Source organism: Saccharothrix sp. CB00851, assembly GCF_001905065.1.
GTDB lineage: Bacteria > Actinomycetota > Actinomycetes > Mycobacteriales > Pseudonocardiaceae > Actinosynnema.
In genome coordinates this window covers 150,640-175,860 of the sequence record NZ_LWLC01000011.1, presented here as the reverse complement: position 1 = coordinate 175,860, position 25,221 = coordinate 150,640, and the positions used below count along the sequence as shown (strand labels likewise).

17 protein-coding genes and 1 pseudogene are annotated in these 25,221 nt (G+C 66.2%); 10 read left to right on the top strand and 8 right to left on the bottom strand.

From position 1 onward, the window contains the following. Window positions 1-152: 152 nt before the first annotated feature. Window positions 153-3,026, bottom strand: a complete 2,874-nt coding sequence (uvrA, locus tag A6A25_RS12720) for an excinuclease ABC subunit UvrA (RefSeq protein ID WP_073888831.1) — start codon at window positions 3,024-3,026, stop codon at window positions 153-155. Window positions 3,027-3,256: 230 nt separating this feature from the next. Here uvrA and A6A25_RS12715 point away from each other — a divergent pair, with 230 nt between their 5' ends. Continuing rightward, the gene (locus tag A6A25_RS12715) at window positions 3,257-4,048 is read left to right on the top strand and encodes a maleylpyruvate isomerase family mycothiol-dependent enzyme (protein ID WP_073888829.1); all 792 of its coding nucleotides are present in this window, start codon (window positions 3,257-3,259) and stop codon (window positions 4,046-4,048) included. Window positions 4,049-4,149: 101 nt separating this feature from the next. On the opposite strand, the pseudogene A6A25_RS45425 reads toward A6A25_RS12715, so the two are convergent. Beyond that, window positions 4,150-5,088: pseudogene (locus A6A25_RS45425) on the bottom strand (acyltransferase family protein); the annotation flags it as partial. A gap of 116 nt (window positions 5,089-5,204) precedes the next feature. Here A6A25_RS45425 and A6A25_RS12705 point away from each other — a divergent pair. From A6A25_RS12705 to A6A25_RS12690, 5 genes are all read left to right on the top strand, one after another. Further along, on the top strand, window positions 5,205-5,882 hold the full coding sequence (locus tag A6A25_RS12705) for an MBL fold metallo-hydrolase (RefSeq protein WP_073888825.1): 678 nt from the start codon (window positions 5,205-5,207) through the stop codon (window positions 5,880-5,882). A gap of 145 nt (window positions 5,883-6,027) precedes the next feature. Next, window positions 6,028-6,654: a helix-turn-helix domain-containing protein gene (locus A6A25_RS12700; RefSeq protein WP_073888823.1), complete on the top strand. Its 627-nt coding sequence runs from the start codon at window positions 6,028-6,030 to the stop codon at window positions 6,652-6,654. Continuing rightward, window positions 6,651-6,860 (top strand): hypothetical protein, encoded by a 210-nt coding sequence (locus A6A25_RS42915; RefSeq protein WP_143193126.1) that lies wholly within the window; start codon window positions 6,651-6,653, stop codon window positions 6,858-6,860. The genes A6A25_RS12700 and A6A25_RS42915 overlap by 4 nt, the downstream gene beginning before the upstream one ends. Window positions 6,861-6,910: 50 nt before the next feature. Then, entirely contained in the window at window positions 6,911-7,804 is an 894-nt protein-coding gene (locus A6A25_RS12695) for a hypothetical protein (protein WP_143193125.1), read from the top strand. A gap of 88 nt (window positions 7,805-7,892) precedes the next feature. Further along, window positions 7,893-9,932 carry a hypothetical protein gene (locus tag A6A25_RS12690; protein WP_073888819.1) on the top strand — a complete coding sequence of 680 codons (2,040 nt, stop codon included), beginning with the start codon at window positions 7,893-7,895 and terminating at the stop codon, window positions 9,930-9,932. Between the two features lie 404 nt (window positions 9,933-10,336). Here the strand turns inward: A6A25_RS12690 and A6A25_RS12685 are convergent, their stop codons facing one another. The 3 genes from A6A25_RS12685 to A6A25_RS12675 are packed head-to-tail and all read right to left on the bottom strand — an operon-like array spanning window position 10,337 to window position 16,592. Continuing rightward, window positions 10,337-13,816, bottom strand: a complete 3,480-nt coding sequence (locus tag A6A25_RS12685; protein WP_073888817.1) for a DEAD/DEAH box helicase family protein — start codon at window positions 13,814-13,816, stop codon at window positions 10,337-10,339. A gap of 59 nt (window positions 13,817-13,875) precedes the next feature. After that, window positions 13,876-15,075, bottom strand: coding sequence for a restriction endonuclease subunit S (locus A6A25_RS12680; protein WP_073888815.1), 1,200 nt, complete (start codon window positions 15,073-15,075; stop codon window positions 13,876-13,878). Then, window positions 15,072-16,592 (bottom strand): type I restriction-modification system subunit M, encoded by a 1,521-nt coding sequence (locus A6A25_RS12675; RefSeq protein WP_073888813.1) that lies wholly within the window; start codon window positions 16,590-16,592, stop codon window positions 15,072-15,074. Before A6A25_RS12675 ends, A6A25_RS12680 begins: the two co-directional genes overlap by 4 nt. Window positions 16,593-16,899: 307 nt before the next feature. Here A6A25_RS12675 and A6A25_RS12670 point away from each other — a divergent pair, with 307 nt between their 5' ends. Continuing rightward, complete coding sequence (locus A6A25_RS12670; protein WP_073888811.1) at window positions 16,900-17,949, top strand: DUF4917 family protein; 1,050 nt, start codon at window positions 16,900-16,902, stop codon at window positions 17,947-17,949. Window positions 17,950-18,302: 353 nt separating this feature from the next. Here A6A25_RS12670 and A6A25_RS12665 read toward each other — a convergent pair whose 3' ends face one another. From A6A25_RS12665 to A6A25_RS12655, 3 genes are all read right to left on the bottom strand, one after another. Then, window positions 18,303-18,683, bottom strand: coding sequence for a hypothetical protein (locus A6A25_RS12665; protein WP_073888809.1), 381 nt, complete (start codon window positions 18,681-18,683; stop codon window positions 18,303-18,305). Window positions 18,684-18,746: 63 nt separating this feature from the next. Continuing rightward, window positions 18,747-19,973 carry a helix-turn-helix domain-containing protein gene (locus A6A25_RS12660; protein ID WP_143193124.1) on the bottom strand — a complete coding sequence of 409 codons (1,227 nt, stop codon included), beginning with the start codon at window positions 19,971-19,973 and terminating at the stop codon, window positions 18,747-18,749. A 540-nt stretch (window positions 19,974-20,513) separates the two neighbouring features. After that, the gene (locus A6A25_RS12655; RefSeq protein ID WP_143193123.1) at window positions 20,514-20,741 is read right to left on the bottom strand and encodes a hypothetical protein; all 228 of its coding nucleotides are present in this window, start codon (window positions 20,739-20,741) and stop codon (window positions 20,514-20,516) included. Between the two features lie 118 nt (window positions 20,742-20,859). Here A6A25_RS12655 and A6A25_RS12650 point away from each other — a divergent pair, with 118 nt between their 5' ends. From A6A25_RS12650 to A6A25_RS12640, 3 genes are all read left to right on the top strand, one after another. Next, complete coding sequence (locus A6A25_RS12650) at window positions 20,860-21,012, top strand: FxLD family lanthipeptide (protein ID WP_083668276.1); 153 nt, start codon at window positions 20,860-20,862, stop codon at window positions 21,010-21,012. Window positions 21,013-21,081: 69 nt separating this feature from the next. Next, window positions 21,082-24,075, top strand: a complete 2,994-nt coding sequence (locus A6A25_RS12645; protein WP_073888803.1) for a lantibiotic dehydratase — start codon at window positions 21,082-21,084, stop codon at window positions 24,073-24,075. Further along, window positions 24,072-25,220: a lanthionine synthetase C family protein gene (locus A6A25_RS12640; protein ID WP_073888801.1), complete on the top strand. Its 1,149-nt coding sequence runs from the start codon at window positions 24,072-24,074 to the stop codon at window positions 25,218-25,220. Before A6A25_RS12645 ends, A6A25_RS12640 begins: the two co-directional genes overlap by 4 nt. The last annotated feature ends 1 nt before the right edge of the window (window position 25,221 follow it).

The following is a 25,221-nucleotide window of genomic DNA, read 5'->3' as shown; positions in this document are numbered from 1 at the left end:
CCAATCATGACCTACTACCAGGCCGAAGATTTGGAGACACGCCCTAGCACGGTGGGGCCGGGGCCGGCGCGCCTCCTTCATTTCCGGCAACGCATTCCGTGTTTCCATTCATACCCGCCGGCCGTAACGCCTTTGGGTGATCTTGCCGTCGCTCAGCCGACGGCGGCCTCGGCGGGGAGGACTTGGCGCAGGAACTGGCCCGTGTAGCTGTTCGCGACCTCGGCGACCTGTTCCGGTGTCCCTTCGGCGACCACCGTGCCGCCTCCCGAACCGCCCTCGGGCCCCATGTCGACCAGCCAGTCCGACGTCTTGATCACGTCGAGGTTGTGCTCGATCACGATCACCGTGTTGCCCTTGTCGACCAGCCCGTTGATCACGCCGAGCAGCTTGCGGATGTCCTCGAAGTGCAACCCGGTCGTCGGCTCGTCCAGGATGTACACCGTCTTGCCGGTCGACCGCTTCTGCAGCTCCGCCGCCAGCTTCACCCGCTGCGCCTCACCACCGGACAGCGTCGGCGCGGGCTGGCCCAGCCGCACGTACCCCAGACCCACGTCGACCAGCGTGCGCAGGTGCCGGTGGATCGCGTTGATCGGCTCGAAGAACGTCGCCGCCTCCTCGATCGGCATGTCGAGGACCTCGGAGATCGTCTTGCCCTTGTAGTGCACTTCGAGCGTCTCGCGGTTGTACCGGGCGCCCTTGCACACCTCGCACGGCACGTAGACGTCCGGCAGGAAGTTCATCTCGATCTTGATCGTGCCGTCGCCCGCGCACGCCTCGCAGCGCCCGCCCTTGACGTTGAACGAGAACCGCCCCGGCTGGTAGCCGCGCACCTTCGCCTCGGTGGTGGCCGCGAACAGCTTGCGGATGTGGTCGAACACGCCCGTGTAGGTGGCCGGGTTGGACCGCGGGGTGCGGCCGATCGGCGACTGGTCGACCTGCACCAGCTTGTCGACCTGGTCCAGCCCGCGCACCCGCGTGTGCCGGCCCGGCACCTGCCGCGCGCCGTTGAGCTTGTTCGCCAGGACGGTCGCCAGGATGTCGTTGACCAGGGTGGACTTGCCCGAGCCGGACACGCCGGTGACCGAGACCAGGCAGCCCAGCGGGAACGACACGTCGATGCCGCGCAGGTTGTGCTCCCGCGCGCCGACCACGGTGAGCTGGCGCTTCTTGTCGACCTTGCGGCGGGTGGCGGGCATGGCGATCTCCTTGCGCCCCGCCAGGTACGCGCCGGTGATCGACTCCTTGTTCTTCAGCAGCTCCTTGTACGGGCCGCTGTGCACGACCTTGCCGCCGTGCTCGCCCGCGCCGGGGCCGATGTCGACCACCCAGTCGGACGTGCGGATGGTGTCCTCGTCGTGCTCGACCACGATGAGCGTGTTGCCCAGGTCTCGCAGCCGGGTCAACGTCTCGATCAGCTTGTGGTTGTCACGCTGGTGCAACCCGATCGAGGGTTCGTCCAGCACGTACAGCACACCGACGAGCCCGGAGCCGATCTGCGTCGCCAACCTGATCCGCTGAGCTTCTCCACCCGAAAGTGTGCCGGACGCGCGGTCCAGTGACAGGTAGTTCAGACCCACGTCGAGCAGGAAGTGCAGCCGGGCCTGGATCTCCTTGAGCACCGCGCCCGCGATCATCGACTCGCGCTTGCCCAGCTTGAGCCCGTCGAGGAACTCCGAGCACTCCGACACCGACATGGCGCAGACTTCGGCGATGGACTTGTCGCCCTTGCGGCCGTGGTGCAGCGTCACGGCCAGGATCTCGGGCTTGAGGCGGGTGCCCTGGCACGTGGGGCACGGCACCTCCCGCATGTAGCCCTCGTACTTCTCCCGCATGTACTCGGACTCGGTCTGCTCCTGCCGCCGCTCCAGGAACGGGATCACGCCCTCGAAGTTGGCGTAGTAGGAGCGCTCACGGCCGTAGCGGTTCTTGTAGCGGACGTTGACCTGCTCATCGACGCCGTGCAGCACCGCCTTCTGCGCCTTGGCGGGCAGCTGCCGCCACGGCGTGTCCATCCGGAACCCGATCGCCAGGCCCAGCGACTCCAGCAGCCGGGTGAAGTACTCGGCGGTCTGCCCGGACGCCCACGGCGCGATCGCGCCCTCGGCCAGCGACAGCTCGTCGTCCGGCACGACCAGCTCCGGGTCGACCTCCTTGCGCACGCCGATACCGGTGCACGCGGGGCACGCGCCGTAGGGCGAGTTGAACGAGAACGACCGCGGCTCCAGGTCCTCGATCGCCAGCGGGTGGCCGTTCGGGCAGGCCAGGTTCTCGGAGAAGCCGCGCACCCGGCCCGGGTCGGTCTCCGGGACGTCCACGAACTCCAGCTCGACCAGGCCGTCGGCCAGCCGCAGCGCCGTCTCCACCGAGTCGGTGAGCCGCTGCTTGGCGCTCGCCTTCACGCTCAGCCGGTCGATCACGACCGCGATGTCGTGCTTCTCCTGCTTCTTCAGCTTGGGCACCTCGCCGAGGGCGTACACGACGCCGTCGACCTTGGCGCGCGAGTAGCCCTGCGACTGCAGGGTGGAGAACAGGTCGACGTACTCGCCCTTGCGGCCGCGGATGACCGGCGCGAGCACCTGGAACTTGGTGCCCGACTCCATGGCCAGCACCTGGTCGACGATCTGCTGGGGCGTCTGCTTGCTGATCGCCTCGCCGCACGTGGGGCAGTGCGCCTTGCCGGCGCGGGCGTAGAGCAGCCGCAGGTAGTCGTAGACCTCGGTGATGGTGCCCACGGTCGACCGCGGGTTGCGGCTGGTCGACTTCTGGTCGATCGACACCGCGGGCGACAGGCCCTCGATGAAGTCGACGTCCGGCTTGTCCATCTGCCCGAGGAACTGTCGCGCGTACGCCGACAGCGACTCGACGTAGCGGCGCTGGCCCTCGGCGAAGATCGTGTCGAAGGCGAGGCTGGACTTGCCCGAGCCGGACAGCCCGGTGAACACGATGAGGCTGTCCCTCGGCAAGTCGAGGTCCACCCCTCGCAGGTTGTGCTCGCGCGCCCCGCGAACGACAAGCCGGTCGGCCACAACGGTTCCCTTCGGTTCTTGACCTTCCCCCGAACAGACGTTCGAAAAGCGTAGCGGACCACCGCGCCGGCCCTGTCGGGGAGGGCGAGCACCATGCTAGGGGCGGGCACCGACAAATCGTGACGGGCACACTCCCACGATCGTGCGCCAACGGCTCTACCGGTCGGTAGTCAACGCCCCTACGCTGGGGTGATAGGCCGTTCGGCCGCATACGCCGGGATGAGGTGCCCATGAGCTTCGCTGATGCCGCCCAGGTCCGATCCGCCCAGACGAGCGTACCCGCGCCCCGCGAGCAGTCGGCCGCGGTCCAGGACGCGGTCGCCGGGCTCGCCGAGGTCGAACGGGCGACAGGGGCGTTGTACGAGGTCGTCGCGGACCTCGACCTGCCTGCGCTGCGCGGTCCGAGCCTGCTGCCCGGCTGGAGCCGGGCGCACGTGGTGACGCATCTCGCACGCAACGCCGACGCCCTGGTCAACCTGCTGACGTGGGCGAAGACCGGGGTCGAGCACCAGATGTACCCGAGCGCGGCCGACCGCGACGCCGACATCGCCGAGGGCGCGGGCCGGTTGCCTCAGCTGCTGCGGGCGGACCTGGACGCGGCGTGCCAGCGGTTCGCCACGGCCGCCCGCGAACTGCCGCCCACGGCGTGGGAGGCGGAGGTGGTGCACCCGAAGTCGGGGCCGTTCCTGGCGCACCGGGTGCCGTGGCTGCGGCTGCGCGAGGTGTGGTTCCACCTGGTCGACCTCGACCGCGGCGTCGGTTTCGAGGACCTGCCGCCGGAGTTGCTGGAGCACTTCCTGGAGGACGTCGTCGGCCAGTACGCCGACCGGCCCGACGTGCCGCCCGTGCGGGTGGAGGCGGTGTTCCCGGACGGCCGTCAGCGCAGCTGGGAGCTGACCGCGGGCAGTGCCACGTCGCCCGCGGTGAACGGCGCCGCGGCCGACGTGCTGGCGTGGTTGACCGGGCGCCACAGCGGTGCCCGGCTGAACGGGACGGCGCCGACGTTGCCCAAGTGGCTCTGAGCCGCGTGCAGGCGGGCGGTGAGCAGCAGGCCCACCAGGGTCGGCCGGCTCGCCGTCAGGGCGCGGTGCGCCGGGCGTTCCACGAACGTGGTCAACAGCCAGCCCAGGACGACGGCCGAGCCGAGGAAGAACGCCAGCTCCACCCACGGTCCCCCGTAGGGCGCGACCTGGGCCATCACGAGGTAGCCGAGTTCCTGGTGCACCAGGTACAGGCCGTAGGAGATGCCCGCCAGCCACTTGATCGGCCGGGAGAGCAGGCGCACGGGCGCGATGTCCCAGTCCCGACCGCCCGCCGCGGCGCACACACCGATCAGCAGGACGCCGAACGCGATGGTCGACCTGAGGTCGACGGTGTGCCAGGCCTGCGCCAGGAGGGCCGCCGTGAGCAGCGCGAACAGGTGCCGGTCGCCGAGCCGGCCCTTCGACCACAGCCAGATGGCGATGCCGATGGCGAACAGCAGCGCCCGGTGCGCGCCCAGGCCGTTGTAGAGGGTGTTGACCGGGCCCTGCGGGATCGCCCAGTCCTTGATGACCACGGGAACGACGACGAGGGCCCACAGCAGCGCCTTGAGCGCACGGCCGCGAACCCGTGACGCCAGCACGGCGCCCGCGACGAACCCCATGACCTGGATCGGGAGCGTCCAGTAGGAGGCGTCGACCAGGCGGGCGTCCGGGAACCAGCTCTGCAGCATGAGGACGTTGACGAGCAGGTCACGCGGGGTGAGTTCGCTCCAGCCGGTCGGTGCGAGGTAGCGCAGCACGGTGTAGGTGCACACGGCGGCCACCAGGTAGGCGGGCAGCAGGCGGGCCAGGCGGTTGCGCAGGAAGCGACGCGGTTCGCCCTTGGCCAGCGCCGAGCAGGCGAAGAAGGTGGAGATGACCACGAGCGTGCTGGCCCCGAACTCGAAGCCGAAGACGAACGGTGGCCGGTCCAGCTCCGGGTGGTTCGCCGGGCCGACCCGGGTGGCGTGTTGGAGCATCACGCACAGCACGGCGAGGATGCGCAGGACGTCCCAGTTGATCCGGCGTTTGGTAGGCACGAGGTGGAAGAACCCTAATCAGACGACATCGGAGTAGCGGCGGAGTTCGTTACCAACCCTAAGGGGTCGAGCTGTGGGGATCCTGAAGGGTGTCGGGTCGGATACGGTCGGCCATTGTGGACGTACTAGAGGACTACACGGGGCACGTGACGCCGGGCGGCCCGGCGGCGCGGCGCACCCTCGACGCGCTGACCATCACGAAGATCTCGGTCGGGCCGATGGACAACAACGCGTACCTGCTGGTCTGCCGTGCGACGAACGAGGGCCTGCTGATCGACGCGGCGGCCGACCCGGAGCGGCTGTCGGACGTGGTGGGCCACTCGGTGGACCGGCCGAGGCTGAAGACCGTGGTGACCACGCACCGTCACCAGGACCACTGGGGTGCTCTCGGTGCGGTGGCCGGCGCGAACGGCTCGAACACCATCGCGCACGCGGCGGACGCGGAAGTCCTGCCCATCCCGCCCGACGTGCTGGTGGAGCACGGCGACACGGTGCACGTCGGCGAGGTCCCCTTGACCGTGATCCACCTGCGCGGCCACACACCGGGCTCGATCGCCCTGCTGTACCGCGACCCAACCGGCCACCCCCACCTCTTCACCGGGGACTCGCTGTTCCCTGGCGGTCCTGGACGGACAACAAGCCCGGAGAACTTCAAGAGCCTGATGGACGACTTGGAGGCCCGGGTCTTCGGTGAACTACCCGATGACACCTGGTTTTATCCCGGTCACGGGGACGATTCCACGCTCGGAGCAGAGCGTCCCAAGCTCGGCGAGTGGCGTTCGCGCGGCTGGTGAGCTGATGGACCTCCCGGACGGGGCCGCCTGACTTATCAGGCGGCCCCGTCTGCTGTTGGCGCAGCGCGACGGGGCCTTGATCGGACGCTGGAGGTCCGACCGTGCGCACATCGTGCCAGGTCCACTGCTCGCAGGCGGTGCAGTCGTGAGCATCGAGGCGATCAACTGGGCGCTCAACCACGCCCCCATCCCCACCGACCGCAAGGACGCGTCGACGCTAGCGATCACCTTGATCGCCCTCGCCAACCACGCCGGCCCGGATGGCACCGACGCCTTCCCGTCGGTCGACCTGATGACCACCTACACCCGCCTGTCACGCAGGACCGTTCAGCGCTCACTGCGGTCGTTGGAGGAGCTGGGCCTGATCCGCAAGGGCAACACCCGCGTGCGGGATGCCCGGATCGAGCGGGCCGACTGGCGCCCACAGGTCTACAACCTGGTCCTGTCCGCGCGGTTGTCCACAGGTCAGCCGACGGAGCGCCAGGATGGCACCCCGCTGACCAGCACGGGGCGTCGCCAGCGCACGAACGGGGTGTCAGGAGCGACCAATCGGGGCGTCAGCACGACGCCCGAACCGTCCTGCAACCGTCCAGGAAGCCGTCCCGCGCCGAGCGCGCCCGGTGGGCGCTCGACGGTGTCGCCAGAGTGTGGGCAATGCGACGCCCGTCCGGGTGATCCGCTCTCCGCCCGTGTGATCTGGGCCGACGAAGACCGCACTCGATCCACACCGCGCCCACGCTGCGCTTTTCAGCGGTGGGGAGGTGCGCGATGAGCCAGCGCGCCCACGTCATCTACCGCGAACCGGCCTCTCTGTTCCACCCGAACGGCTGGATTTCTCCGGCGCACTGCCTGGAGAACCAAGCTGCTGCGGAGCGCCTGCGCGACGCGACGAACCTCCTGTCCGGGCGCGGTGCCGCAGTGCGCCGAACCTGGCACATCACCGACTGCCCCGGCGACGACTGCGGAGTGCGGCGATGAACACGGCACCTCTACTGCCCGAACCGAGTGACGATGACGTGGAGCGCGCCGTGTCCGAACTGGAGAAGTACGTAGCCGGTCATGCGCGGGCCGTCGAGCCGACGGAGTCCAAGCGGGTTCGCGACCTGCGCTCCGAGGTGGCCGAGGCGCACGTGCTGCTGGCGTTGCAGGCTGACGCCGCGCCGTTGCTTGTGGATACCGACCGCGTGCGGCGGACCCGAAAGCGGGCCGCTGAGGCCGCTCGGCTGCACGCCCTCGCACAGAACCCGGCGGCGCGGGCGTGGCAGGCCGCACGGGTGCGGCTCGTCCTGACTGCCGTGGCGTTGGCGGCGCTCGTCGGCGCGCTGGGCTGGTCCACCACAGGAGTGCACTACACGCTGACCCGAAACATGATCGAGCGGAATGCGGCGTGGTGGGGTGCGTGGGCGGTCGAGCCCGTCATCTCGGCGGTGCTGCTGGTTGTGGTGGCAGCGAAGGCTTACCTGGCGACCCACGGCCGGGAGCTGCAGCACCGACACCTGAGCTTGGTGGAGTTCGGCGCGCTGGCCGTCACGCTCACGCTCAACATCTGGCCCTACACCCCGTGGCAGGCCGACCAGTTCGACGCCATGCAACTGCTGGCCCACGCCATCGGCCCGCTGGTAGCCATAGGCGCGGTCGCCGTCATGCCAGTCATCTGGACCGCCTTCGCCGACCTCGACCACGGCCTACCGGTAGCCGCTACTACCCCGGAGTACAGGCACAACGTCCCCGGAGAGGACGCCAAGCCCGAGCGGGCTACCGACGTTCGTACCACCCTACTGGTGAGGCGCGCTCGCCAACTGATCGCCGGTGGACAACTGCCCGCCGACCCGTCGGCCACCCGGCTGCGCGAGGCCCTGGGATGCGGCACCGACACCGCACGTGAAGTCCGCGACGCCCTTCGCACGAAGGGAACGGAGTGACCGAGCGACAGACGAAGGATCGGCCCCTCGGTGGCGAACTGATCGTCAGTCCCTCCCCGCTTCGGCCTCCCCACTCGGACAGCCGGACGTGCTGGACGGCGAACTGATCACCGATGGCGAGTACTCGCGCACCCGCCGACTGGCCGAGAGCGCCATGTCGCGGCTCCCAACGCAGTTGCAAACCCGTCAGTCGGCCGGGCAGGCCGGGTTTGAGCTGGCCGGTCTCGCGGTGCTCGTGCCGGTTCGTCTCCTTGCCGCCGCCGGTCGCGGCCTGGTCCTGTCCGCGGGTGCGTGGTGGCGGCGGGTCCGGGTGACCGACTTCTATGACGCCGCGAAGGCCACTGACAGCCTGGCCGCGAGGTGGCAGGAGATCGCCGTCATCCGCCGCAGGCGGGGCGTGATCTCGCTCGTCGCCACAGGCACCACCGCGCTCGGCGGCCTGGCCACCGAGCTGATTGCCGGATCCCTGCCGCTCCTGATCACAGGTGGTGTCGTCTCGGCGTGGCTTGCGGTCGCAGGGCGGCGCAAGGACGGCGCGGGCGGACGCAGCACCCGACTTGGTTCGCGTTCACTGGCGTGGCTGATGAACGGCGACCACCTGGTCGTCGCGTTCAAGGCTGCAAAGCTGATTGGCAAGGACGAGAGTCTGATGCTGGTCAAGGCCCCTCGCCACGACGGCACTGGATGGGCACTGACCATCGACCTGCCGCCGTCGCGCAAGGCGTCCGACGTGATCGCCAAGCGGGAGGCGCTGGCCTCTGCGCTCGCGGTGGACGAGGTCCGGCTCATCGTCGAGCGCGTACGCGGCGACGACGGCCACGCCGGACGGCTGGCTCTGTGGGTCGGCGACGCCGACCCGTACGCGGCCGAACCCGTACCGAGCCCGCTGGCGACAGCCGCGAGGTGGGATCTCTGGAGCCCACCGCCGTTCGGCACCACCGCCCGCGGCACGGCCGTGTCCCTGCCCGTGGTGTGGACGTCGCTGCTCATCGGCGCCATCCCCCGTCAAGGCAAAACGTTCGTGATGCGCCTTCCTCTCACCGCAGCCGCGCTGGACCCGCACGTCCGACTCATCGTCGCCGACGGCAAGGGAGGCAAGGATCACCGCCCGCTCGAGTACGTCGCGCACCGGTTCATCCGGGGCTCGCGAGAAAGCGACGCCCGGCGGCTGATCCACGTGCTGGAGGAGTGCGCCGCCGACGTCGGCGACCGGTTCGACCGCCTGTCCGAGATGGATGACGAACTGTGCCCGGAATCCAAAGTCACCCCGGAGATCACCCGCGACCCTAACCACGGGATGCCGCTGACCGTGATCGGCATCGACGAAGTGCAGAACTACCTCGGCATGGACATCCCCTTGGACCCCGACAACCCGAAAGGCAGGAAGATCGGCCAGCGGATCTGCGAACTCCTGACCTACATCGCCAAGACCGGTCCGGCAGCCGGCTACTCGCTCATCCTGGCCACCCAGAAACCCGACGCCCAGGTGATCCCCGACGGGCTGCGCGGCCAACTCGGCACCCGCTTCGCCCTCAAGGTCATGACCTACCAGGCGTCCGAAACCATCCTCGGCGCAGGTACCTACAAGGCGGGCATGGACGCCTCACGCCTGCTCACCAGCCACAAAGGCGTCGGCCTGCTGCTTGGCGCGGACGGCGAGACCGAACTGGACACAGGCTCGGCCACCACCGTGCGGACCCACCTGCTCCACATCACCGCCATCCGCGCCGCCTGCGAACGCGGCCGAGCCCAACGCGAACTGGCCGGGACGCTGACCGGCGACGCCGCAGGACAACGCGAACTCGCGGCATTGGACGCAACCACGACGGCACGACTGGCCACGGAGTTGGACGGCACCGCTACCGACGAACCCGTAACCCCTACGACGGCAGAACCGCCGGAAGTTCTGGCATTGCTGGCCGACGAGTTGACCGATGACGAGCACGGCCTCGTCGCGACGGCCGAGTTGGCGGCCCGCATCGGCTGGCAGGCGAAACCGTTCGGTGAGGCACTACGCCGTGCCGGCGTGAAGCCGCCGACCCCACCCAGGCAACGCATCGGAGGCTCAACGAATCCGGTGTCGGTAACCGACCTGGACATGATCCGGACAGCGATCACCGGCTGCTGAGTGGGTGGGGTGGGTCGGCACAGCTTGTGCCGACCCACCCCACCCACTCCGAGAGGTNTGGACGGCACCGCTACCGACGAACCCGTAACCCCTACGACGGCAGAACCGCCGGAAGTTCTGGCATTGCTGGCCGACGAGTTGACCGATGACGAGCACGGCCTCGTCGCGACGGCCGAGTTGGCGGCCCGCATCGGCTGGCAGGCGAAACCGTTCGGTGAGGCACTACGCCGTGCCGGCGTGAAGCCGCCGACCCCACCCACTCCGAGAGGTGCTAATCCGGCCGTGACCAGCATCAACAGTCGGCCATAGCAATCCGAACCGCTGTGCCGACCAGTGCCCAGGGGTCTACACAGCTCCACAACCTCGCTCGCCCACGCGCCAACCACCGCGGTCGACGAGGTCGGTCAAGCTGCTTCATCCTTGGCGACAGCGGTAGCGCGAACGGACTTGATGATCTCTTCCATGCTGGTGATGTCCGCCTCGTCGAACAGGCTCTCGGGGCCGTGTGGTGCAAGAGAGTTGAAGGGCGGGTCGTACAGCGCGGCGACGTCGATGACACCGTTGCGGGACAAGTAGTCGATCACCATGTCGATGAAGCGCAACTGGGCACTGGAGAACGACCGTCCCCGCTGGAAGTCCTCGAAGGCGGCGCGCGCAGCCTCCCGGTCCAGGCCGGTGAGCGAGCGCAGGAAGACACCGAGACCGCCTTCGACGTTCCGGGTCCGTTCGAGGTCCACCTCGTTCGCGATAAGGGCTTCCAGGAAGATCCGCTCCAGTTCGGTCAGGTCCGACGTGGTGATCTGCCGGTTCCGGCGGATCTTCTGGATCGCCATCTGATCTTCATGGGCACGCAGGTAGATCTTCAGCTTCTGCTCGAACCGGGTCAGGTTCGCGCCGATCGCCGTGCCCTGCAACTGAGCGACCGTCAGGTCCCCCAGTTCGTCCTCGAAGTCGGTGTAGACGATGTTGCGGCGCGTCTTCTCGATGAGCTTGACGAGGCTGCGGAGTCGCCGACGCATTGTCTCCAGCATCGGCAGAGTCACCTCCTGCCACCACTCGTCGCCGACCAGCTCGTCGATCAGCTGCTGCTGTGCCCGCACCGCCGGGATCGTGTACTGGTCTTGAAGTGCCGAGGCGATGTCCTGTACCTGTGCGCGCAGCCGGTCGTAGCCGGAATCTGCGTGAAGTACCCCGAGCTGCAACCGTAGGGCCAGGAGGTCGAAGCGCTTGGCTTCCTCGCTGCTGTCGTCGTCACGGAACGCGGTCGGCAGACCGGCGAGGTGATCAACAACCTGCGCATGCGTCTCCTGGGTCAGCGAGAGCCAGGCGTCGAGGCCGGAGAAGGCGTCCACGTACTCGCGCTTGGGGCGGACCAGGAAGTTTTCCGGGTTCATGCCCGTGACCTCCTGGTGAAGCCGCTGCGCGATGTCGATGCGCAGTCCGTGCGTGCTGACCGTGCCATCGCTTTCAGCGGGCTGGGCCCCTGCGCTCTCGGTTTGGCGGTCCACCTCAGCCTGCTCATGGCGACCGGATTCATCGGCGTCCAAGGCCAGCAACAGGTCGGCGCGACCCTTGAAGATCCTCTCCGTCAACGACGGCCCGAGCTTGCCCTCCGCCTGCATCAGGTTCTGGTTGAAGAACTCGATGTTCTGGCACAGGTCGAAGACCAAGAATCCATCCTTATCCCGGTTCGGCCCGAACAGGTCGGGACATAGCCGGGTGCCACGGCCGATCATCTGCGAGAACTTGGTCTTGGACCGGACGAGCTTGAAAAAGACCAGGTTGACGACCTCTGGAATGTCCACGCCGGTGTCGAGCATGTCGACCGAGATCGCGATGTGTGGAGCCTTAGCCGGGTCGGAGAACTGGTCAATCAGACTTTGCGCATAGTCCTTGCGGTAAGTGATGACCTGAGCAAATTCTCCACGCAGGTGCTTGTAGTTGACATCGAATCGCTCAGCAATAAACTCCGCGTGCGCGTTGTTCGCGGCGAAGATGATCGTCTTACCGAGGCGGTCACCACCTGCGACACGGACGCCTCGTTCCATCAGCGTGGCGAGTGCCTTGTCAACCGTGTCAGCGTTGAAAAGGTACTTGTTCAACTCATCCGAGCTGACCTCGTCTGGGACACTGCCGTCCTCAGACCAGTCCAGTTCGTCCCAGCGCTCCTTGTCCTCGTCGGACAGGTCTGCGTACTTGATCCCGCCGCGTTGGAACTTCAGTGGCACTTCCACAGCCCGCGCCGGCACCAGGTATCCGTCGGCGACAGCCTCTTCCAGGCTGTACACGTCGGTCGGAACGCCGTCCTCCAACTGGAAGCGCCGGTAGGTATTCCGGTCGATCTCGTCCTTCGGCGTCGCGGTCAGGCCGACAAGGAGGGCGTCGAAGTAATCGAAGATCGCCCCGTACTTCTGGTAAATCGACCGGTGCGCCTCGTCCACTACGATCAGGTCGAAATACCCAGGGCCGAACCGCCGCACCCCCGAGTCGTCCACCTCGTTGATCAAATTCATCAGCGTCGGGTACGTCGACACGTACACCCGCGCGTTGGTGTTCTTCTCCTCCAGCAGGTTCACCACCGGCGCCCCAGACAACTGCTGCTTGAACGCGTTGGTCGCCTGCTTCACCAGCACCTTGCGGTCCGCGAGGAACAGCACCCGCTTGACCCAGTTCGCCCGCATCATCAGATCCGTCAGCGCGATCACTGTGCGGGTCTTTCCAGAGCCCGTCGCCATCACCAGAAGAGCGTGCCGCGCGGCGTCCGCCTCGAACGTCTCCGCCACCCGGCGGATCGCGTGGGACTGGTACCTGCGACCGGCGATCTGGTCATTAATCGGCAGCTTCGCGAGACTCTGCTGACCTGCCCGACGCTGCACAAGGAGCCGCAGCTCCTCCTTGGTGTAGAAGCCCTGAACTTCACGCGGCGGGTAGTTCAGGTCATCCCACAGGTAGGTGTGGTAGCCGTTCGTGTAGAAGATGACCGGGCGCTGATCGAACTGCTCTTCGAGCGCATCCGCGTACACCTTGGCCTGGTGCTGGCCTGCCTTCGCGTCACGAGTCGTGCGCTTGGCCTCCACAACGGCCAACGGCTTGCCGTCGTTGTCCCACAGCACATAATCGGCCTTGCCTTTACCGGTCTTAGACGCCGACTCCGGTAGCCCCGACAGCGGGAACTCCCGGTTCTGGGGCTGGTCCAGCGGCCAGCCTGCCTCCTTCAACAGCAGGTCGATGATCAGCGTGCGGGTCTCGGCCTCGTTGTAGTCGTGCGTGTCGACGCGCGCCTCGTTCGCAGCCTTAGCCGCCTTGATCTCCGCACGCAGCACCTGCAACTCGGCATCGAGGTCCTGGCTCCTGCGGCGCTCCGCCGCCAACTCCTCCTGCTGCCTGGCGAACTGCTCTGCCAGCTTCTTGAGCTCGGCTTGCTTGGCCAGGCGTACGCTGGCAGGCTCCGGGCGCGGCACAAGTGTCGAGTTGAAGACCAGGCCGGGCTCAGGCAGGTTCGCACGATCCACGGTGTAGGTGCGTGCCAGCCAGTACATGACGTGGAACAGCTCGCCGACGACACGCATCGCATCGTTCACCGACACCAGGGCCTTCCGGTGGACGGCGGCGTTTCCTTGGCGCCGGACCACGTCCATTTTTGTCCGGATCGCCGGCCCCACGACTCGCACGAACGTCGGCTCAGCCAGCATCGCCGCTAAGTCATCCCGGTACGGCCGTTGCAGCGCCTCGTCCGCCTCAAACATCCACGTGACCCCGAGCTCCACCGCCCGCCGCGCGTAGAACACCGCCGCCCGCGGATCAGCAGCCGCAAGCCGCTCCGCACGCGTCGCCTCACCAGCAAGGTCAGGCCACTCGGCCTTAAGGAACCCGAAGTTACTCACGTGTCACCCTTTCCCCTATGAGAGCAACGCTAGACGCAAACAGGTTGACAGAACGCCTTTCAGGCCGCAGGAACGGGGCGGACCCACAATTCATCCCGAAAGACCCGACCCCGAATCGACACGAACAAGTCATCAAGAGAAGCTAGGTGCGCATAGCACAGTCGGCGCTGCAATGCGATTGCTTTTACCCTCGCCATGAACTCTTCCTGAAGACTCGCATCCGGAACCATCACTCGCGTTTGCGCCAACTGCTTTATGTTCAGCGTAGGCTGAGCTACGGTGCGCAGTTCACTTGTAAAGTATTCCTGAGTGCTTTCAGAGCGCAGATGCTCCGCAAGGTAAACCCTCAGAGGGAGAGAAGCAATCGGAATCCGAGCCACCGCCCGAGCGATGTTAGAACCGACATCCTCCACCTCGACTAGGGAGACCCTTCCAATAGATCCCACACAGCCGACCAGGATTTCATTTCCCCTGATTCGAGAGCGCGAGTATTTTGACTCAATCAGCGGGCTAATCCTTTTGATTCGCGATCGATTTACACCTCCACCTACCAAGTCGCTCACCCTGATCAAGGGAACACCCCCCTCCTGGTCCACGCCCGGCTGAACCACCCCATAATTAATCCTATCCTCCGAGTCGGAAAGCTCCGCCAAGGTTCGAATCATAAACTTGTGCGGGTTCGTTCGAGGTTCACCAAACATGTCTAGAAAGACAGACTGAGAAAGGTTTTCAAGCAGAGCTATCGAGCTGCGACGCTTAGAGCGCAGCGCGTCCGCCTGGTCCAGAACCTGAACAATGCGTCGCTGCTCCGAAAGCGGCGGGACCGGGATCTGCAAGCGCGCAAGCTTTGCCTTATTAAGAGTCTGTCCCATTACGGCGTTATCGACATCACCAGTTAGGTCAATTGCCCGAAGAGTCCAGTACAGAAATTCTTCTGTAATCCGAGAGGGGCTCTTGATTGGAAGTGCCGCAATTGCCTCATTAGTGTACATGGGAACCTGAGCGATACCCACCTTTCCAATACTCAGCTTAAAGCTCAAGAGTACCGTACCCGGAGACACAGCAGTCCCCATAACGCTATTCACAGCGGCCTGCGTGATCTGCTCCTTCGTCTTGGCGATCATGCGCCCCTGGTTCATATCAGCAATGGACAGCCAATGATAACCCTCCCCCCAGTACTCTCGGTGGTTTCGAGATGGGGTACGTCCGATTCGGATCTCACATAGATCAGACAGAGCGACGGTAGGCCAACCTCTCATCCCAGCATGCCCTTCAGCTCGCTCATACCCTGTTGGATCTCCGCCTCGATACGTGCGAGCTCATCCAGGATGTCAAGGGGAGAGCGGTACTCGGCCTCCTCATGGATGACCTCCTTGTAGCGGTTAAGACTTAGGTCGTAACCCTGTGCGGCGATATCGGCCTTTAGGACGTAGAAGCTCTGCTCGCTGCGCGTGCGACTATGTTCACCGCCGTTGCGTAGCTTCCAGCGACGCAAAACGTCGGGAAGGTTGTTCTTCTGATGCTCGCCCTCGGTCAGTTCTCCATCTGCGGGAACCGGCCCCAGCTTGTCCTCGTCCAGCAAGGCGGTGCGCTTGTCGTCCAGACTAAAACCGTCTGCAGTGACCTCGTAAAACCAGACGTCGTCCGTGCCACCGCTGTTGGTCTTGGTGAAGAACAAGATCGCTGTCGACACGCCAGCATACGGCTTAAACACGCCGCTCGGCAGCTTCACGACAGCGTCGAGCTTGTGATCCTCTACAAGACTCTTCCGCAACTCCTTGTGTGCCTTTGTTGAGCCGAATAGTACACCGTCGGGAACGATAACCGCAGCCCGACCACCAGGCTTGAGCAAACGAAGGAACAGAGCAAGGAACAAAAGCTCGGTCTTCTTTGTTTTGACGACCTTCAGCAGATCCTTCGCCGTCGTCTCGTAGTCGAGACTGCCTGCGAACGGCGGGTTCGCCAAGATCAGCGAGTATCGCTCGGCTTCATCCGCAGCACTCTCCGCAAGCGAGTCGCGGTAGCGAATGTCCGGATTCTCCACTCCGTGCAGAAGCATATTCATTGAGCCGATGCGCAGCATCGTGCCGTCGAAGTCGAAGCCGTGAAACATGCTCTCGTTAAAATGTTTACGCTGTGCAGGCTCCAACAACGCTTCGCGATGGGTCCGGTTAACATATTCCGCCGAGGAAACAAGGAAGCCTGCAGTACCGCAGGCCGGGTCACAGATTTCGTCTTTCGGTCCCGGAGCCATCATCTCCACCATTAGTTGAATGATGTGCCGAGGCGTGCGAAACTGCCCATTGTGGCCTGCCGTAGCGATCTTTCCAAGCATATACTCGTACAGGTCGCCCTTGACATCCCGGTCGCCGAGCGGAATTTCGTCGAGCATGTCGACGACTTTCGCCAACAGGTTGGACGTGGTGATCGTGAAGCGAGCGTCCTTCATGTGATGGGAGTACGTCGAGCCTTCACCTCCCAGGTTCCGCAGCCAGGGGAACACACCATCCCGGACCAAGGCAAGCATCGCGTCCGGAGCTTCGTTGGCGAAGCGGGACCACCGCAGCCTGTCGGTGCCGGGGGTGTAGATCGGGCTCTCGATCGGCCGGCCTGTCCGGTTGGCCTTGTTCTCCTTGGCCGTCTGAAGATCATCCAGGCGGCGGATGAACATCAGATACGTGATCTGCTCGATCACCTCCAGCGGGTTCGAGATCCCGCCCGACCAGAAGGCGTCCCAGACACGGTCGATCCTGCTCTTGAGGTCACCTGTGATCACAGCCGAAGGCTAGCGGACCGCTCTCAGCAACTTCCGGTTGGACCAGGCAGGATGCAAGGCAGCCGCAGCGCCCGGAGACAGCCGCTTGCGCCCCCTGAGCCAGGTCAGCGTGTACGTCCGCATTCCAGTGGTGCCGCCCTACCAGCACGGACTGCTACCCGCTCGCTTGAACGTCCTCGTCCGGGCATCCAGGTCATCCCTCTGCATGGGACAGATCAGCGATCCTCGTACCAAGAGCTTAGACCGTTCGATGTACAACCGCAGCACTCGAAGCGATCCACAACCATCAGGCACCAAGGGGGTAGGAGTGAAGACCTTCAACGAAGCGTTCCAATGGCTTCTGGAACCACTTAGGCCCCAGAAGCGACCACATGCACTGTTGGGGAACGGATTCAGCATGGCACTCGACCCCTCTAGGTTTTCCTATTCGGCACTCGCCACGGCGGCAGAAGCTGACGATCTGCTTCCAGCGGACGCAATTAACATAATGCAGAAAACAAGCACCGTGGATTTTGAGAAGGTTATCCGACAACTCGAAGACACGGCACATACGCTAAAGATTCTGGCAGCGTCCAACACCGTCGACATAGTGGCAAGACTTCTGAAGTCTTCGGCAAGCCTCCGTGAAGCCCTGGCACAATCCATTGCTGGACTACATCCCGATAGGCCGTACGACATCGAACAAAGTCGCTACATCTCCACTCGTGACTTCCTCAACAGATTCGACCATGTCTTCACGGTCAACTACGACCTCCTCCTGTACTGGTCAATTATGCAGGACCTGCCGGGACACTCCGACAAAGAACGCGATGACGGCTTTAGGGATAGCGGCGTAGATGGCGACGAAACGGTTCTATGGGATATCTATAGCAACTTCTCTCAGACCGTCTTCTACCTCCACGGAGCACTGCATCTATTTCTCGGAACAGACGGGCTACGAAAGATCACATGGAAGAGGACTGACATTGCTCTGATCGACCAGGTTCGTCAGCAACTCAAAGAAGGAAGGTTTCCACTGTACGTAGCCGAGGGAGACGCAGAGAGCAAGCTTGATAAAATCAATCGAAGCGCCTATCTCTCCCGAGGTCTTCGCAGCCTAACGCAATGCGGCGGCTCCCTGCTTATCTACGGACACTCGCTAGCCAAAAATGATGCACACATCTTTCAGGCAGTAGTGCGCGGAAAGTACAAGCGCGCCGCCATATCAATCTACGGCGACCCAAATAGTGACGACAACAAAGAAATCATGCGTCGTGCACGCGGCCTAGTCGCCGACCGATCCGTATACTCGTCAACCAACCCTCTTGAGGTCGAGTTCTTCAACGCCGCAGAGGTTCGACTGTGGAAACCCGCCTGAACGGGCGGACACCGCAAGGTGCACGACATCGAAATGCAAATACGTTCTTCGACTGGCCGACGAGGAGTCGGTTCGACGAGGCGATGCGGCTGACCGAGGAGCATGTTCTCAAGCCGTGAGACTCCGATCGCGTCATATCCTCCGGCGTCCATGGCTGGACGGGAGGGTTTTAACACGTCTCGGACATTCGGTCCCTCCGCCGGACCTAGATCGTGATACGCCGATCAGACCGACAGAGCACGAAAGAGGCTCCGCTTCATGGGCAGCACGAGAAGCTGACCAGCGGGTTCCGACTCTGGACCAAGAGGTCTGCCGTGGCTCGTCCGATCGGTGTCAAGGGTAGCGACAGACATTCATTCGTCAGCGACGTGGTCCTGTTCGATGCGCTCGAATATGTCCGCATCGGTCTCCTGTTGCCAGACGGGTAGCTCGTCCCAGTCGGCAACGTAGGAGGGTTTGGGATCGGGAAAGTGCCGGTGGATCTGGCCGGTCCAGCAGGCGGCGACGAACTGGCCCTTCTGGGTGCGAGTCAGCTTGGCGGCTTGACCAGCGGTGATGGCGAGGAAAGCCAGGACCTGCGAGTAGACCGCGGCGGCAGAGGCGCGTTCCCAGTCGGGGGTGTCCTCCCAGACGGCGACGTAGCCGGGTTTCGGCTCGCCTGGGTAGTGCTTGCGGACCCCGGCGATCCACGCCTCCCGGAAGATCCTTCCACCTTCGGTGTTGCTCGCGGGCACGCGCGTTCTCCTTGGATCCTTGCGGTGACGATTACGGTCGGTTCGGTGGCGTCAGGCTGGTGATCAGGCGACGCCAGCACGGACGGCGAACTCGCGCAAGCCTGGCAGCGACGGCCCGGAAGAGCGCAGTTGCCGGGTCAAGCGGTGCGCCCACGGGCGCAGCCTGACTTCCTGTGGGGCGGCGCGTTCTGCGGCGAGCAGCGCGTGGAATGCCTGTTCTCGCTTACCCCAGGAGCCGAAGGTCAGGGCGACGTCCTCCCAGTAGCGCACCAGCCGCTCGGTGACGGTGATCGTGCCCGGACGGATGGCGCGGGCCGCCTCGATGGCGGTGCCGTAGTCGCCGAGCTTGCGGTGCACGCTGATCTCGTACAACCCCAGGTAGCGGGCGTCCACCGCCGACGGGGTGAGTGCGGTGGGCAACGCCGTCCGGGTGGTACGGGCCGCGGTGGTCGCCTCGGCGTGCAACTCCAGGGCGGTGTCACGGCGGCCCGCGATGGCGGCGGTGTACGCGCCGGTCTCCAGCAGCATCGCGTAGGCCGCGCCGTACCCAGAGCTGGCCAGGCCGGCATCGGAATGCAGTTTGCCTGCGGTGTCTACGACCAGGTGCTGGGCCTTGTCAGGCTGCTCGAACCGGCGCAGCACGACCGCACCCATCTGAGCGGCTTCGGCCTCCACCAGCAGGTTTCCGGACGCGCGGGCAGCCGAGAGTGCCTGGTCAGACAGACCGGTGGCCAGTCCGTCCTCGCCCAGCCGCAGCGCCAGCCAGGTGGCGTGCCGGTAGGCGGTGGCCATCAGCGCGTCCACTTCGCCACGTTGTTCGGCGTCCACGGCGGCGCGCGTGGCCTGCGCGTGGCGGATTACCTGCGGCAGGCCAGCGGCCAACTGGGAGTACCGGCAGGCCAGGTAGTCGGCTTGAACGCGGTCGACCAGGCGACGCAGCTCGTCGACGGTCACGGGTCCGGTTGTCGTGGACTGGGCGTGGGCGTCGGGCAGGCCGAGCAACGCGGCCCCGGCGACACCGAGCACCCCGGCCAGCAGTTCTCGACGCAGCACGTCATCACCGCCATTCAGAGGGTCTGCTGGCCCTACGGTAGCGAGTCCCAGCCGCTGCGGGTGGATGCCGTAGCGGTCGGCCAGCCGCCGCAACGTGTCGGTGTCCACCGGACGTCCACGTTCGATGCGGGACAGCGCCGAGCCGGAGTAGCCCAGCAGCTTGCCAGCTTGGGCCAAGGTGAGGCGGCGTCTCTGGCGCTCGGCGCGCAGGACGTCTCCAGGGGATGGATCCGACATCTCCGTGATCCTCACGTGTCCCGCCTCTACTCCACCAGACCCAATCGGGTCAAGAGGCTGCCCGGAATCGGCACACCGTGCGCACGCAGCGCACACAAGCTCCCGACGCGACCAAAACGGTCGTTAGCTGGCTCCAGCGGACATGGCGTCCAGCGGACCAGGTGGAACGGAGCATCCCGCATGAGCCTCCGGGCACGACCTGGTGGTGGGACATACCCCGGCAACCGGACGCCGGACGCCGGACGCATCTTCGAGCGTCTGCCGTGCTGGCCGTGCGGGCACCGGTCAGGACAGCAGGCTCCCACCGATCACGACCGCGAGGGCGTCATGTGGGTTGTCATCTCGTGGGTCGCCACCGCGCTCACGTTGCTGGGCCTGTCGCTGTTAGCGCTGGCCGCCGTGGCCAGCTTGATCTACGGGTTGCGTGCCTGGCGGAACCACCGGCGGTTGGCCCGTCGCCGCACCGCGGACATTCGAACGCATGTGGCGGAGCTGCGCTGCCGCACCGGCTCCGGGAAGCAGGACCACGACTCGCTGCCGTCACCCTCCCAGCCTGAAGAAGGAGGCGATCAGCGCGAGCGATCCCCACGCGGCGACCGGACCGACGACGAAGTCCAAGGCGGCCGACATCGAGCGGTGAGGCCACCGTTCGAAGGTCGTGTCCGTATCGCCGGTCATGTCCTGCACAACGCCGACACCCGACGTCTCCCCCGCATTCCACCTTCCGCTGGCGAGGGCTGATCTACCCGAGACCTCGACATCGCTCATGGCGACACCGATCACCGCCTGGTTGCTGCACCGCCGTGCTGCCTTCCCAGATGGCCTCTGCTTCCAACTACAAGATCACGCGTGCGATGCGCGTGTGTGACGAACGAAGGAGACAAACGTGATTACTGCCCTTCAGGACGCCCCGGCGGGCGTCTTCGACCTGGACGTGCGGATCGAGACCGAACAGGTGGGGGTCGAAGACGCGGCGTGCGCGACCGACGACGGCTGCGGGCACACCTGCGAGCTTTCCGCCTGCCACTCGCAGCGGTGATCTGACGACGGCGACCGACGTGGGGTCGGGTGCGAAGCGCGGCCCCACGTCGGGGAGGAGGACGTAGACATGCGCGCTGACAAGGGTTTCGTCCACTACCAGCACCACAGGACCGGGTTGCTCCGTGCGACGGCTGAGGTCATCGACGTCCGCCGCTGGCCGGATCCTGACGACGAGCAGGACTGCCGCTCGTGGCTGGCCGAAGCATGGCCCCTTCCCGGGATCGCCCCGGCAATCCGGCACGCCAGCCCCGTCCTTGCCACCCGCGTGGAGACGATCCTGTCGGGCGACGCGGTGGCAGCACGGGACGTCCGACGCGCCACCCTGTCCGTCGTCCGTTACGTGTTGCGCGCTCGTGGCCGACCGACCCCGTTCGGCACCTTCGCCGGCGTGAGCACGCTGGCCGTAGGGACGTCGACGGACGCTCGCTGGGGTACAGGTCATCGTCCCGTTGTACGTGCCGAGACGCGCTGGCTCCACCGGGTCGTGCAACGCCTGGAGGACTGCCTTGAACTGGTGGCGCGGCTGGATGTCACCGTCAATGACGCGGCGGAACTGCGCGCCGGACGGTGGGAACTGCCCGGCCCGCGCAAGGTCAGCATCCGAGCCACATCCGCAGTGGCGATGGTTCGGGACGAGGCCGCCGTGCCGATCGGGTTCGGTGTCCTGTCGGACAAGCTGGCGCACGCCTTCCCGGAGGCCGGGGACGCCTCGGCGACGCTGATGTCCCTCCTGCGGCACGGTCTCTTGTTGACTTCGCTGCGCGCCACGGGCACGGTCACCGACCCGTTGGCGTTCCTGATCGAACGTCTGCGGGACGCGGGTGCCGACTCGTTGCCCATCGCTCCCTTGGCGGAGGAACTGAACCGGATTCACCGCGCGATCACCGAGCACAACCACACTCCCAGCGAGCAAGCACGCGTTGACCTGGCTTCGCGGATGCGTGAGGTCGCGGACTCGATGCGCGTGCCGCTGTCGGTCGATCTCCGGCTCGACGCTCACGTGCAGCTCCCGCAGCAGGTGGTCCGCGAGATGCAGCGCGCCGCTGGCGTGCTGGCACGGCTGACCCGTGAAACCACCGGCAGCCGCGAGTGGCGAGAGTGGTTCGCCGCGTTCTGCGAGCGCTACGGCACCGGCACGCTCATACCACTGCGGATGGTCCTGGATCGAGACGGCGGAATCGGCCTGCCCCGCGGCTATCCGGGCAGCCCGCGGTCTGCCCACCGGCACGTGTTCTCGGCACGTGACGAGCTGCTGCTGGCTTTGGCTGCCGAGGCCACCGCCCTCGGACAGCGAGAGGTCGAGCTGGACGAAGCGCTGGTGGAGAAGCTGGCTGCCGCCGGCGGTGAGCGGGGGACACCTCCGCCGCACGTCGACCTCGGTGCGCGCATCCACGCCGCCAATGCCGCCGCTCTGGACCGTGGCGAGTTCACGCTGACGGTGTCGCCCGGACGGGCCGCCGGGACGCTGACCTCACGGTTCACCACTCTGGTGCCGGAGGCGGGGCTGGCAGCGATCTTCGCCGCGTTGCCGACCACGACCGCCGGCGCGGCACCGGTGCAACTGTCGTTCTCCCCGATCTACCCGGCTGCGGAGAACGTGTGCCGGGTGCCCGCGTACCTGCCGAACGTCGTGTCGATCGGCGAGCACGTCCCTGATGGGGCGATCCGCGTTGACGACCTTGCGGTCACTGCAACGCACCGACGCCTGCACCTTGTGGACCTTCCTCGTCGCCGCGTCGTCGAACCGCAGGTGTTGCACGCCCTGGCACCCAAGCAGCAGCCGGCGATGGCACGTCTGGTCGGCGAGCTGTCCCGCGCCCTGGACATCGGTTGGATCGGGTTCGACTGGGGCGCGGCCGACGCGCTGCCCTTCCGGCCGCGCGTGCGCTACGGGCGGGCGATCCTGTCGGCGGCCCGGTGGCGGCTCACAGCGGCCGATCTGCCGAGTGGGACGGCTGGGTGGGACCAGGCCCTGGACTCCTGGCGGGAGACGTGGCGCTGCCCGGCACGAGTCGAGCTGCGCGACTTCGACCAGTTGCTTCCGCTGGATCTCGACGTGCCCGTACACCGCACGATCCTCTACCGACACCTACGTAAGCACTCCGAAGCCGTGTTGCTGGAAGCCGCCGACCCCGACGCGGACGGGTGGCTTTCCGGCCACCCGCACACCGTGGTGCTGCCGCTGACCTCGCTGCGGATGCCCGATCCCGCCCCGGACGTCAAGGTGCTGCCGGTCCTGACCCGCGAACACGGCCACTTGCCCGGCTCGGCTGACTCGTCCTGGCTGTACGCCAAGCTCTACCTCTCCGCGGGCCGGATGGACCACCTGCTCGTCCACGAGTTGCCCGCGCTGCTGGCCGCACTCGGCGACCGCGCGTGCTGGTTCGTCCGCTACCCGCAGGCCCGGGAAGGAGAGGATCCCGATCAACTGCGGCTGCGGGTCCGCGTGCACGGCGACAAGCCAGGTGACACCGACCGGGTGCTGACCGCCGTCACCTCATGGGGTGACCGACTTCGCGCCGAAGGGCTGATCGGACGACTGGCGTTCGACACCTACTTCCCCGAGGTCGGCCGCTACATCGCCATGGAAGAGGCAGAGGACGTCTTCACCGCGGACTCCCACCTGGTGCTCGCCCAACTCACCCACCTGGCTGCCGACAACGTCGCTCCGACCGTGCTCACCGGGTTGTCGATGTTTGACGTGGCCACCGCGTTCCTCGGCGGCCGTGCCGCCGCTGTGGACTGGTTGAGCGCCCAGGCCACGCCAGCCGTTCCTGACCGCGCAGAGGTCAACGAGGTCACGCGGTTGGTACGCGACGGAGCGCAGGCTGGCATTCCCGGACGGTCCGCCATCTCTCAGGTTCACCGGCAACGCACCGACGCGCTTGCCCGGTACCGCCGAGCACTGCCCGACGGCGTGGACATCGACCGCGTACTGCACTCACTGCTGCACATGCACCACAACCGCGCACTGGGCGTGAACCGTGACCGCGAGGCGATCTGTCTGCGGTTGGCTCGGCAGGCCGCCGCAGTCTGGCGAACCACCCAGGACATCGCATGACAGTCCGAGGACGCGGACAGGTCCGCGACGTCAGGACCGCCCGATGGGCGCAGTCGCTGGCCGACGGTGCGGCGGGCACGGCACTGCTGCACTTGGAGCTCGGTGAGGGCGCTGAGGAGTGGCTGACGGCGATGGTCGCCGAACCGGTGCTGGCGCACCCGCACCAGGCCACGCTGTTCGACGGCGCACCGGCTGTGGCGTTCACCCTCGCCGCAACCACCCATCACCGTGCGTTGGCCGCAGTGAACGGGCATGTCGAGGCGGTCATCCGCGCCCGCCTGGACGCCGCTCATCGCCGGATCGACTCCGGCGAACTGCCCGCCAAGCGAGAGTTCGACCTCGTCTCTGGGCTGACCGGCCTCGGCGCGTACCTCCTGCGCCGCCACGGCAGCATGGACTGGCACAAAGCGCAGTTGGCTGACGTGCTCGTCTACCTGGTGCGCCTGACCGAACCACGCCCCGACGGCCTGCCGGGATGGTGGGCCACCAGCGGGCCAACCGGTCCCGGCCCCGACTGGGCGGGCGGACACGGCAACCTCGGCGTCGCGCATGGAATCGCCGGACCGTTGGCGCTCCTGGCGCTGGCGATGCGGCGTGGGATTGCCGTACCCGGTCACGCCGAGGCGGTGGACCGCATCTGCCGCTGGCTGGACCACTGGCGTTGCGGGAGCGAGTACCGGGTGTGGTGGCCCGGAGCGATCACGCGAACCGAACACGTCACCGGCGCCCTCCGATCGGCTGGCCCGCATCGCCCGTCCTGGTGTTACGGCACCCCCGGCATCGCCCGTGCCCAACAACTGGCCGCACTCGCTCTCGGCGACACCCACCGGCAGCGCTTCGCCCAACGGGCACTGGCCTGGTGCCTGACCGACGAAGCACAGTTAGCCCAGCTCAGCGATGTGTCGCTGTGCCACGGATGGGCCGGGGTGCTGCACACTGCCTGGCGGGTGGGAGAGCACGATGAACAGGTGCGCGCCCACGTTCCCCGGCTCGCCGGGCGGCTGGCCGAACACCTGCTCCACCACCCGCCGCGCCCACACGGGCTGCTTACCGGGGCAGCCGGTGTCCGGCTGGCACAGCGTGCCGCGACCACCGACACGACGCCCACCACGCGGTGGGACGCCTGCCTGCTGCTGGACGGTTGAC